The organism is Kitasatospora sp. NPDC041988, assembly GCF_055588525.1.
Window position 1 is genome coordinate 104,224 of record NZ_JBVJCO010000030.1, and the last position, 10,255, is coordinate 114,478.

Annotated in this window: 9 protein-coding genes; 5 read left to right on the forward strand and 4 right to left on the reverse strand. The window is 73.5% G+C overall.

Annotation, left to right across the window (positions count from 1 at the left end):
* Positions 1–78: 78 nt before the first annotated feature.
* The 4 genes from ACZ6NC_RS27335 (at position 79) to ACZ6NC_RS27350 (ending at position 2,953) form a co-directional block, all read left to right on the forward strand.
* Positions 79–603, forward strand: coding sequence for a SigE family RNA polymerase sigma factor (locus ACZ6NC_RS27335; protein ID WP_465736408.1), 525 nt, complete (start codon positions 79–81; stop codon positions 601–603).
* A gap of 90 nt (positions 604–693) precedes the next feature.
* Positions 694–1,773, forward strand: a complete 1,080-nt coding sequence (locus tag ACZ6NC_RS27340; RefSeq protein ID WP_465736409.1) for a hypothetical protein — start codon at positions 694–696, stop codon at positions 1,771–1,773.
* 33 nt (positions 1,774–1,806) lie between these two features.
* Positions 1,807–2,223 (forward strand): type II toxin-antitoxin system VapC family toxin, encoded by a 417-nt coding sequence (locus ACZ6NC_RS27345; RefSeq protein ID WP_465554803.1) that lies wholly within the window; start codon positions 1,807–1,809, stop codon positions 2,221–2,223.
* 151 nt (positions 2,224–2,374) lie between these two features.
* On the forward strand, positions 2,375–2,953 hold the full coding sequence (locus ACZ6NC_RS27350) for a superoxide dismutase family protein (RefSeq protein ID WP_465736410.1): 579 nt from the start codon (positions 2,375–2,377) through the stop codon (positions 2,951–2,953).
* 38 nt (positions 2,954–2,991) lie between these two features.
* Here the strand turns inward: ACZ6NC_RS27350 and argF are convergent, their stop codons facing one another.
* The 4 genes from argF to ACZ6NC_RS27370 all read right to left on the reverse strand — a co-directional run bounded on the left by argF (position 2,992) and on the right by ACZ6NC_RS27370 (position 8,991).
* On the reverse strand, positions 2,992–3,993 hold the full coding sequence (gene argF, locus ACZ6NC_RS27355) for an ornithine carbamoyltransferase (protein ID WP_465736411.1): 1,002 nt from the start codon (positions 3,991–3,993) through the stop codon (positions 2,992–2,994).
* Between the two features lie 207 nt (positions 3,994–4,200).
* A complete protein-coding gene (locus ACZ6NC_RS27360; RefSeq protein ID WP_465736412.1) occupies positions 4,201–4,479 on the reverse strand; it encodes a hypothetical protein in 279 nt (92 codons plus the stop codon).
* A 136-nt stretch (positions 4,480–4,615) separates the two neighbouring features.
* The gene (locus ACZ6NC_RS27365; RefSeq protein WP_465736413.1) at positions 4,616–7,294 is read right to left on the reverse strand and encodes a polynucleotide kinase-phosphatase; all 2,679 of its coding nucleotides are present in this window, start codon (positions 7,292–7,294) and stop codon (positions 4,616–4,618) included.
* Positions 7,291–8,991, reverse strand: a complete 1,701-nt coding sequence (locus tag ACZ6NC_RS27370) for a 3' terminal RNA ribose 2'-O-methyltransferase Hen1 (protein WP_465736414.1) — start codon at positions 8,989–8,991, stop codon at positions 7,291–7,293. The genes ACZ6NC_RS27365 and ACZ6NC_RS27370 overlap by 4 nt, the downstream gene beginning before the upstream one ends.
* Positions 8,992–9,142: 151 nt before the next feature.
* Here ACZ6NC_RS27370 and dapD point away from each other — a divergent pair, with 151 nt between their 5' ends.
* Positions 9,143–10,132, forward strand: coding sequence for a 2,3,4,5-tetrahydropyridine-2,6-dicarboxylate N-succinyltransferase (gene dapD / locus ACZ6NC_RS27375; RefSeq protein WP_465736415.1), 990 nt, complete (start codon positions 9,143–9,145; stop codon positions 10,130–10,132).
* Positions 10,133–10,255: the final 123 nt, after the last annotated feature.

The window sequence follows — 10,255 nt, forward strand, 5'->3', positions numbered from 1 at the left end:
CGCGGCCGGCCGGCTCGGGCGTCTAACCGTGAGCAGGGGGCGAACAGGCCACGACGAGACGGTTTTCGGGGGACAGCGGTGATCGGTAAGGCGCGACGGGCCGAGGAGTCGGCGGAGTTCGAGACCTTCGCCTACAGCCGGGGGCACCGCCTCTTCCGGACGGCCCTGCTGCTCTGCGGCGACTGGCACCTCGCCGAGGACCTCACCCAGGTCACCCTCGCCAAGCTCTACGCAGCCTGGACCAAGGTCCGCCGCGCGGAGAACCAGGACGCCTACGCCCGCAGCGTGCTCGTCCGCAGCTACCTCTCCCACCGGCGGCTGCGGCGCAGCGGCGAACAGCCCGCGCTCGGCGACCTGCCCGAGGGCATCGCCCCCGAGGGCGACCCGGCCCTGCGGGTCACCCTGCTCGCGGCCCTGGCCGAACTGCCGCCCCGGGACCGGGCCGTGCTCGTCCTGCGCTACTGGGAGGACCGCAGCGTCGAGGAGACCGCGGCCGAACTCGGCGTCAGCGCGGGCGCGGTGCGCAGCCAGGCGCTGCGCGCCCTCGGCCGGCTGCGCACCGTCCTGGGGGCACAGGGTTCGGAGCAGCTCGCCGCGTCCTGACGAGTCGCCGGGCCGTCCGCCGGCCGGCGACCGTGCGCGACACCACGAAGCATTTCGACACCACTCTCAGCTGGAAGGAACACCAGGAGCATGGACGAGCTGGAATCCGACGGCCGGCGGCTGTCCACCACCTTCGACCGGGCTATGCACGGGGTCGGCCCCGAGCTGGGAGCGCTGGTCGCCGGCGCCGCCGAGCGCGGACGGTCGATCCGGCGCCGCCGCCGGGCCGCGGTGACCGGCGCGGTCGCCGCCGTCACCGTGCTGGCCGTCAGCGGCGCGATCGCCCTGCAGCCGGGCGGCGGCCCCCGTTCCGCCGCCGGGGTGGCGAGCGGGACAGCATCGCCGTCGCCGTCGGCCACCGCCACCGCGTCGCCCTCGCCGTCCGCCGTACCGACCACCACGAGGAAGCCTCTCCCCACCTCCACCAGGGACCCGCAGGCGGACGACGGCCCGGAGAAGCGCTACCCCGGTAGCGGAGCCAACGCCGGCAAGGTCGCCCTCACCGGCCACGCGGCCGTCCTGGCCGTGGTCGAGGGCCTGCCGAAGGACGGCACGACCGGCGGCTACGCCGGCTACCACGGCCCGGTGGGCTGGACGGGGCCGGAGACGGTCGACGTGCTGTCCGCGGGCAAGCTCAGCTACGACGACGGCAGGGGCCCGGTCCAGGTCGAGGTCAACTTCGAGGGCGGGCTCGGCGCGCTGTTCCGGCCCGGGTCCAACCCGCCGGGACCCGGGCGCGACCCCCACACCATCGGCTACGACGACCGGTACACCTGCGAGAAGGTCAACATCTCCCGGCAGTACGGCCACTGCGAGGTCGCAAAGCTCCCCGACGGCAGCACCCTGATGCTGACCGAGAGCTCGAACGACGGCTTCCGCTCCCGCACCGCCGACCTGCTGCGCAAGGACAACGACCGGATCACCCTGACCGTCTTCTCCGGCGGCATTCTCGGTGACCCGCGCGAGCTGCCCCTCAGCCTGGAGCAGCTGAAGGCCGCGGTGACCGGCCAGGGCCTCCAGGAGTGGATCACGCCGGAGCGGGCCGACCAGGCGGACCGGGTGATCCGGCCGTTCTACGACGACACCCCCGGGCGGGACGCGCCCAACCCCACCCCCTCGGCCACCGCCGGCCGAGCCGACGGCGGCCGGCCCGGGTACGGTGGCCGGTGAGTTGACACGCTGGGACAGGCCGGGGGCCGACTGATGATCGTGGTGGACGCGTCCGCACTGGTGCTCGCGCTGGCCGACGAGGGCGAGCGCGGGGCCGCGGCCCGGGCCGAACTCGACACGGGCGGCGAGTGGGTGGCCCCCGAGCACATCGTCATCGAGGTGATGCAGTCGCTGCGCGGCCTCTACCTGGCCAAGGAGCTGACCGCCGAGCGGGTCGGCGAACTCGCCGCCCAGCTACCCGGGTTGGCGATCCGCAAGGTCGAGGTGGCGCCGCTGCTCGGCCGGATCTGGGAGCTGAAGGACAACCTCACGCCGGACGACGCCGCGTACGTCGCGGTCGCCGAGCAGTACGGGGTGCCGCTGGTCACGGCGGACCTGCGGCTGATGCGGGCGAGCGGGCCGCGCTGCGAGATCCGGGGGATCCAGGGGGCCCACCGCCGGACGGGGTGACCCGGTCCGCGCGAGGGGTTGCCCTGATCCGCGCGAGGAGGTGCTCCGCGCGAGGGGTTGCCCGGCAGGGTCATCAGGCGCGGAGGGTGTCCGTCGGGGCCCGGCGGCGTTGAGCAGGGCGTCCGCCGCACCGCCTCGGAAGGCCTTGCCGATGTCCGCTCCGTTCGCCGCCACCGCCCTGATCCCGCTTGCCCTGCTGGTGTCCGCCCCCGTACCGGCGTCGGCCGCTTCGGCCGCGCCCGGCACGGCGGCCGCGCCGGTTTCGGTCGTGGACGCCGACTTCGACCCGGCGACGGCCTTCGTCCCGCCGGCCGCGATCAGCCACGCGCCGGACCTCGTACCGTACGGCTCGCACGTCCGGGTGGTGGTGGACCGCACGGTGCCCGGCCGGACGGTGCTGACGCTGACCACGGCCGGGCTCGCCGCCGGCCACGAGTTCCCGGTGCACCTGCACACCGGCTCCTGCGGGGCCGACCCGGCCGCCTCCGGCCCGCACTACCAGGACGCCGTGGATCCGGTCCGGCCGTCCACCGACCCCGCGTACGCCAACGACCGCAACGAGCTGCGGCTGACGCTGCGCACCGACCACCGGGGCGACGGCACCACGGCCGCCGCGGTGGCCTGGCAGCCCCGGCCGGGCGAGGCTCGCTCGCTGGTGCTGCACGCGGGCAGGCCGGCCGGCCGGCACGCGACGGGCGACCGGGCCGCCTGCGTGAACCTGGAGCCGTGACGATCCCGGCCGGCCAGGGCACGCCCAGGGCCCGGGCTCTAGGCTCCGAGCGTCGCGACCAGGACGGCCTTGATGGTGTGCAGGCGGTTCTCCGCCTGGTCGAACACGACGGAGTGCGCCGACTCGAAGAGTTCGTCGGTGCACTCCAGCTCGCTCATCCCGGTCGCCTCGTACATCTGCCGCCCGACCACCGTGCCGAGGTCGTGGAAGGCGGGCAGGCAGTGCAGGAACTTCACGTCCGGGTTTCCGGTGGCCCGGACGGTGTCCATCGACACCTGGTACGGCTTGAGCAGCGCGATCCGCTCGGCCCAGACCTCCTTGGGCTCGCCCATCGAGACCCACACGTCGGTGTAGAGGAAGTCGACGCCGGCCACGCCCGCGGCCACGTCCTCGGTGAGGGTGATCCGGGCGCCGGTGGTCTCGGCCAGCGCCCGCGCCGCCTTCTGCACCTCCTCGGCGGGCCAGAGCGCGCGCGGCGCGACGATCCGGATGTCCATGCCGAGCAGGGCGCCGGTGACCAGCAGCGAGTTGCCCATGTTGGAGCGGGCGTCGCCGAGGTAGGCGAGGGCCACCTCGGTGAGCGGCTTGGCGGTGTGCTCGCGGACGGTCAGCACGTCGGCGAGCATCTGGGTGGGGTGCCATTCGTCGGTCAGGCCGTTCCAGACCGGGACGCCGGCGTACTCGGCCAGCTCCTCGACGATCTCCTGGCCGTGGCCCCGGTACTCGATACCGTCGAACATCCGGCCGAGCACCCGGGCGGTGTCCTTGATCGACTCCTTGTGGCCGATCTGCGAGCCGGCGGGGTCGAGGTAGGTGGTGGTGGCGCCCTGGTCGTGGGCGGCGACCTCGAAGGCACAGCGCGTCCGGGTGGAGGTCTTCTCGAAGATCAGCGCGATGTTCTTGCCGCGCAGCCGGGGCTGCTCCGTGCCCGCGCACTTCGCCGCCTTGAGCTGGGCGGCGAGGTCCACCAGGAAGCGGAACTCCTGGGGAGTGAAGTCGAGCTCCTTGAGGAAGTGCCTGTTCCGGAGGTTGAACGCCATGCCGGGCTCCTGGGGTGACGGGGCGGGAACGGGAAGCGGCAATTGTATACGATGCTCGGAATTTATATGCAAAGCCCTCCGGGGGCACCGGCGGCAAGGGAAAGGCCGGGGGCCCCGCGGAGACTCCGCGGGGCCCCTCTGCCGCACTGTCTAGTGCTGTGACCGCAAACGTTGACCGGGGTTTGGCGATAGCGGTGACTGGAAGGCCTACGGCCTCCAGAAGGCGTGAACCGGGTGGAGTTCCGGCTGGAACCCCTGAGGCAGGCCGAGGCCTTGGGCCGCCGGCCTCACGATGCCGATGAACTTCTCCATGGCCTGCTCCGACTCCCACAGGTCGTAGATCACAAGTCCCGAGTCCGTTGGGACGCAGACATGGGAAAGGCAGCCCTCGAAGGGATTGCCGGGCAGTGCCTGGAGCTTTCCGTTCAGGGCGTCGTACTGGTCGGTCGTCACGCCCGCCAGCTCGACCTTCGCCAAGATCGCCATAGAGATCTCCTCCGCGTACCCCGGTCCCTCGCACCGCCACCGTGACGATCTGTACCGGATCTATCACAAACCGTACCAATATGGGCGGCACCGGCGGACGCGACCCGCACCCCGGTGAACCTTCTCGGTCACAGCACTAGAGACGCGGGTCCACCGGCTCCGACTCCAGCGCCAGTACCGCGAACACCGGCTCGTGCACCCGCCACAGCGGCTCCCCTGCCGCCAGCCGGTCCAGCGCCTCCAGGCCGAGCGCGTACTCGCGCAGCGCCAGCGAGCGCTTGTGCCCGAGGAACCGCTGGCGCAGCTGGTCCAGGTACTGGGTGTAGTCCGGACCGTAGATGATCCGCAGGTACTCGCGGCCGCGGACCTTGACGCCCGGCTGGACCAGCCCGCCCGGGCGCCCCTCCCCCGCCTTGCCGCGGACCAGCGACGCCAGTGGCTTGACCACCATGCCCTCACCGCCGGCCCCGGTCAGCTCCTCCCACCAGGCCACGCCCGCGGCGACCGACGCCTCGTCGGCGGTGTCCACCACCAGCCGCCCGGTCCGGTGCAGTACCGGAGCGTCCTGATGGGCGGCCAGGTCGGCCTCGACCAGCCCGTCGATCCAGGCCAGGTGCTCGTCGTGCGGGCGCACCGCCAGGTTCGCCCCCTCGGCGGCCAGCACCTGGAACGGCGCCAGCCGGATCCCCGACAGGCCCTCCGTCGGCCAGCAGTACCGCCGGTACGCCTCGGTGAACGCCTGCGCGTCCGCGGCACGCTGCCGCTGGCGGGCGGTCAGCCCGGCGATGTCCAGCCCGCGCCCGGCCGCCTGCTCCAGCGCGCCCAGCACCTGCGGCAGCGCCGCGCCCGCCGCCGCGCCGACCGCCGCGTACTGACGGCGCAGCAGCTCGGCGGCCTTCAGCGACCACGGCATCAGCTCGGCGTCCAGCAGCAGCCAGCCGGTGCCCAGCTCGTCGAAGAGCCCCGAGCGCTCGGCCGCGGCCCGCAGCCGGCCCAGGACGGCGGCGGTCAGCCCGTCGTCACCGAGGAACGCCCGGCCGGTCCTGGTCCAGATCGCGCCCGGCCCGGCCAGGCCGAACCGCTTCTCCAGCGCCACGTCGTCCCGGGCCACCAGCACCACCGCGCGGGAGCCCATGTGCTTCTCCTCGCAGATCACCTGCCGGACCCCGTCCTCGCGGTAGGCGAAGAAGGCCTCCTCCGGGTGTTCGAGGTAGCCGGGCCGGCGCGAGGTCGCGCTCGGCGCCATGGTCGGCGGCAGGTAGGCGAGCAGCCTCGGGTCGATCGCGAACCGGCTCATCACCTCCAGCGCGGCCGCCGCGTTCTCCTCCCGCACCGCGACCCGGCCGTGCAGCGCCGTCTCCACCACCCGGCGACCCGCCACATCGGCGAGGTCCAGCGGCCGGCCCTCGCGGGCACCCGGCGCGTCCGTGTGCAGCGGGCGCACCGGCGCGTACCACTCCTGCTCGGCCTCCACGCTCACCAGCTCCCGCTCCGGGTAGCGCAACGCGGTGAGGCTGCCACCGAAGACGCAGCCGGTGTCCAGGCAGATGGTGTTGTTGAGGAAGCTCGCCACCGGCACCGGCGTGTGCCCGTAGACCACCAGCGCCCTGCCCCGGTACTCCTCCGCCCACGGGTAGCGCACCGGCAGCCCGTACTCGTCGGTCTCGCCGGTGGTGTCCCCGTACAGCGCGTGCGAGCGCACCCGGCCGGAGGCCCGGCCGTGGTACTTCTCCGGCAGGCCCGCGTGGCAGACCACCAGGGCGCCGCCGTCCAACAGGTAGTGGCTGACCAGGCCGCGCATGAACGCCCGGACCTCGGCGCGGAACTCCTCCGGCTCCCCCGCCAGCTGGTCCAGCGACTCCTGGAGGCCGTGCGAGACGGTGACCTTCTTGCCGTCCATCGCCCGGCCGAGCTTGTTCTCGTGGTTGCCCGGCACACAGATCGCGTGCCCGGCCGCCACCATGCCCATCACCAGACGCAGCACGCCCGGCGTGTCCGGGCCGCGGTCGACCAGGTCGCCCACGAAGACGGCGGTACGGCCCGCGGGGTGCGCGGCGTCCACCGGGCGGCCAGCGTCGTCCCTGGTGAGCGCATACCCGAGGCGGGTGAGCAGGGTCTCCAGCTCGGAGCGGCAGCCGTGGATGTCGCCGACGATGTCGAACGGCCCGGTGAGGTGGCGCAGGTCGTTGAACCGCTTCTCCGGCACGATCTCGGCGGCCTCGACCTCCGCCTCGCCGCGCAGGATGTGCACCTTCCGGAATCCCTCGCGCTCCAGGCCGCGCAGGGAGCGGCGCAGTTCGCGGTTCTGGCGGGGGATCACGTGGGCGGGCAGCTGCCGGTCCGGGCGGGTCCTGTTCCGCTCCGCGCAGACGCCCGGCGGGACGTCCAGCACGATCGCGATCGGCAGGACGTCGTGCTCCCGGGCGATCCGGACCAGCTGCTTGCGGGCCTCCGGCTGCACGTTGGTGGCGTCCACCACGGTCAGGCGGCCGGCGGCGAGGCGCTTGCCGACGATGTAGTGCAGCACGTCGAAGGCCTCGGCGGAGGCGGACTGGTCGTTCTCGTCGTCCGCCACCAGACCGCGGCAGAAGTCGGAGGAGATCACCTGGGTGGGGAGGAAGTGCTTGCGGGCGAAGCTGGACTTGCCCGCGCCGCTGGTGCCGATCAGGACGACGAGGGACACGTCGGTGACGGGGAGGCGGCGGGGCTTGGTGCCGGCGGGCGGGTCGGCCCGCGGGTCAGCCGGCGGGTCGGCCGGCACGGCCTCGGCAGGGGCGTTCGTGGTGAGCTTCGGGGACTGTGCGTCGTCGGTCATCGGGTCTCGCCCCCTTCGGGCGTCGTGGTGGCTTCGGCGGCCACGGCTTCAGTGGCCGTGGCTTCGGTGGCCGTGGCTTCGGTGGTCGTCGCGTCTGTGCCCGTCGCTTCTGCGGTGACGGCCGTCGCGTCGGTGGTCGCGACGGTCGTGGGCTCGGGCGGCGTGCCGATGCGGAACAGGGCGAGCTGGGTCGGTGCGCCCACCTCCGGGTCCTCCGGTCCGACCGGGCGGATCACCGCGGTGTAGCCGTACGCCTCCGCGACCCGCTCGGCCCAGGCGCGGAACTCGGCCCGGTCCCACTCGAAGCGGTGGTCGGCATGCCGGACGTGACCGGCCGGCAGGCTCTCCCAGCGGACGTTGTACTCGACGTTCGGCGTCGTGACCACCACCGCCGCCGGACGGGCCGCCCCGAAGACGGCGTACTCCAGCGCCGGCAGCCGGGGCAGGTCCAAGTGCTCAATCACCTCGGAGAGCACCGCTGCGTCGAAGCCCTTCAGCCGCGCGTCCGTGTACGTCAGCGCGCCCTGGACCAGCTTGACCCGGGCCGACTGGCGCTCCGTCATCCGCTCCAGCCGCAGCTTGCGCGCGGCCGCCGACAGTGCCCGGGCGGACACGTCCACGCCGAGCACCTCGGTGACCCGGGCGTCCTTGAGCAGCGCGCCGACCAGCTCGCCCTGCCCGCAGCCGAGGTCGGCCACCCTGGCCGCCCCGACCTCGCCCAGCGCGGCCAGGATCGCCGTGCGGCGCTGCTCGGCCAGCGAGACCTTCTTCTCCTCGCCGGGCTGCTCCTGCGCCTCCGGCTGCCCGGTCTCCTCGGTGGCGCCGTCGGTGGTGTCGTCGGTGGTGTCGTCGATCGTGTCGTCGGTGGTGTCGTCGACCGCGTTGTCGATCTCCTCGACCTCACGGTCGTCCGCCTCCGCCAGCCGGGCCAGCTCCAGCCGCTCCATCGCCCGCCGGGTGAGCGCCCAGCGCCGGGACAGGTAGCGGCGTGCGATCACGGCCTGCTCCGGGTGGTCCGCCAGCCAGCCCTCACCGGCGGCGAGGAGCTTGTCGACCTCGTCCGGGGCGACCCAGTAGTGCTTGGCGCCGTCCAGCACCGGCAGCAGCACGTACAGCTGCTGCAGCGCGTCCGCGAGGCGGACCTCCGTAGCGGACAGCTCCAGCCGGACGTAGCGCGACTCGCCCCACTCGGGGAACGCCTCGTCCAGCGGGATCGCCGACGCCTCGACCTGCCAGCCCAGCGGCTCGAAGAGCCGGCCCGCCATCGCGACCCCGCCGCCCTCGCCGGCGCCGTTGGCCGGCACGGCGGGCAGCGCGATCCGCAGCGGCCGGGGGCGGTCGGCCAGCCCGGGGCGGGCCTCGCAGACGCCCTTCATCGCCGTCCGGAACACCGTCCGCAGCGCCACCGCGAGCAGCGAGGACGCCGCGTAGGGGCGGTCGTTGACGTACTGGGCGAGCGCGAAGTCCGGCGAGCCGCCGCGGCCCTTTCCCCGGCCCTTGCGGACCAGCGCGATCGGGTCGACATCGAGCAGCAGCGCGGCCGTGCAGGCCTCGTCGCCCGCCTCCGGGTAGAAGACGTGCGCCTCGCCGTGCGACGTCGAGAACTGCTGGACCTTGCCCGGGTGCTTGTGCAGCAGGAAACCCAGGTCGGTGGCCGGGCTCTCGGCGGTACCGGTGGTGGAGATCGACATGAACACCCGCCCGAGTATTGCCCAGGACGGGCCCACCCAGCACCGGGTTTTGCCCGGAGCCCGCCCCCCGCACGGCTCGGGCACCGGCGGCCGACCGCCGTGTCCGCCCGGTGAGCGTGTTCGGCACCGGCGGCCCGCATTCGTTAACGTGCACGATGTGACTGCAGAATCCACCTCCCTCGCAAACGGCGCCGTCGCCGCAGGTCTGGCCACCATCGCCGCCGACGGCACCATCCTCGACACCTGGTACCCCGCCCCCGCACTGGCCGCCGAGCCCGGCCCGGCCGGCACCGTCCGTCTGACCGCCGAGCAGGCCGAGGCCGAGCTGGGCGCCGGCGCGGCCGAGGCGCTGCGCGCCGACGCGCGCCGCGGCGTCGAGGTGGTCGCCGTGCGCACCACGATCGCCTCGCTGGACGAGAAGCCGATCGACGCACACGACGCCTACCTGCGCCTGCACCTGCTGAGCCACCGCCTGGTGCAGCCGCACGGCCAGAACCTGGACGGCCTCTTCGGTCTGCTCGCCAACGTGGCGTGGACCAGCATCGGCCCGGTGCAGGTGGACAAGGTCGAGCAGGCCCGCCTGGCGGTCCGCGCCCAGGGCGGCCAGCTCGCCGTCTACGGGATCGACAAGTTCCCGCGGATGACCGACTACGTCGCCCCGTCGGGCGTGCGCATCGCCCACGCGGACCGCGTCCGCCTCGGCGCGCACCTCGCCTCCGGCACCACCGTGATGCACGAGGGCTTCGTCAACTTCAACGCCGGCACCCTCGGCACCTCCATGGTCGAGGGCCGGATCAGCGCCGGCGTCGTGGTCGGCGACCACAGCGACATCGGCGGCGGCGCCTCGATCATGGGCACCCTGTCCGGCGGCGGCAAGCAGGTCGTCTCGGTCGGCGAGCGCTGCCTGCTCGGCGCCAACGCGGGCATCGGCATCTCGCTCGGCAACGACTGCGTGGTCGAGGCCGGCCTCTACGTCACCGCCGGCACCCGGGTCACCACCCCGGACGGCAAGGTGGCCAAGGCCGTCGAGCTGTCCGGCCAGGACAACCTCCTCTTCCGCCGCAACTCCCAGACCGGCGCCGTCGAGGTCATCGCCCGCTCCGGCTCCTGGGGCGGGCTGAACGCGGAGCTGCACGCCCACAACTGACCTCCTCCTCATCCGAGGTCTCGGGCCCGGGGGGGAGGGACGGGGTAGGGGGAGGTTACCTGTTTGGGTGCCCGCGCTTTCGCGCCCCGCGCGTTTCCTCCCAACCCGCCTAGATAAGCAGTG

Coding starts and splice junctions, on each gene's coding strand:
- ACZ6NC_RS27365 (WP_465736413.1), bottom strand. CDS start 7,294: ATGACCGACGACGCACAGTCCCCGAAGCTCACCACGAACGCCCCTGCC.
- ACZ6NC_RS27340 (WP_465736409.1), top strand. CDS start 694: ATGGACGAGCTGGAATCCGACGGCCGGCGGCTGTCCACCACCTTCGAC.
- ACZ6NC_RS27345 (WP_465554803.1), top strand. CDS start 1,807: ATGATCGTGGTGGACGCGTCCGCACTGGTGCTCGCGCTGGCCGACGAG.
- ACZ6NC_RS27360 (WP_465736412.1), bottom strand. CDS start 4,479: ATGGCGATCTTGGCGAAGGTCGAGCTGGCGGGCGTGACGACCGACCAG.
- ACZ6NC_RS27350 (WP_465736410.1), top strand. CDS start 2,375: ATGTCCGCTCCGTTCGCCGCCACCGCCCTGATCCCGCTTGCCCTGCTG.
- argF (WP_465736411.1), bottom strand. CDS start 3,993: ATGGCGTTCAACCTCCGGAACAGGCACTTCCTCAAGGAGCTCGACTTC.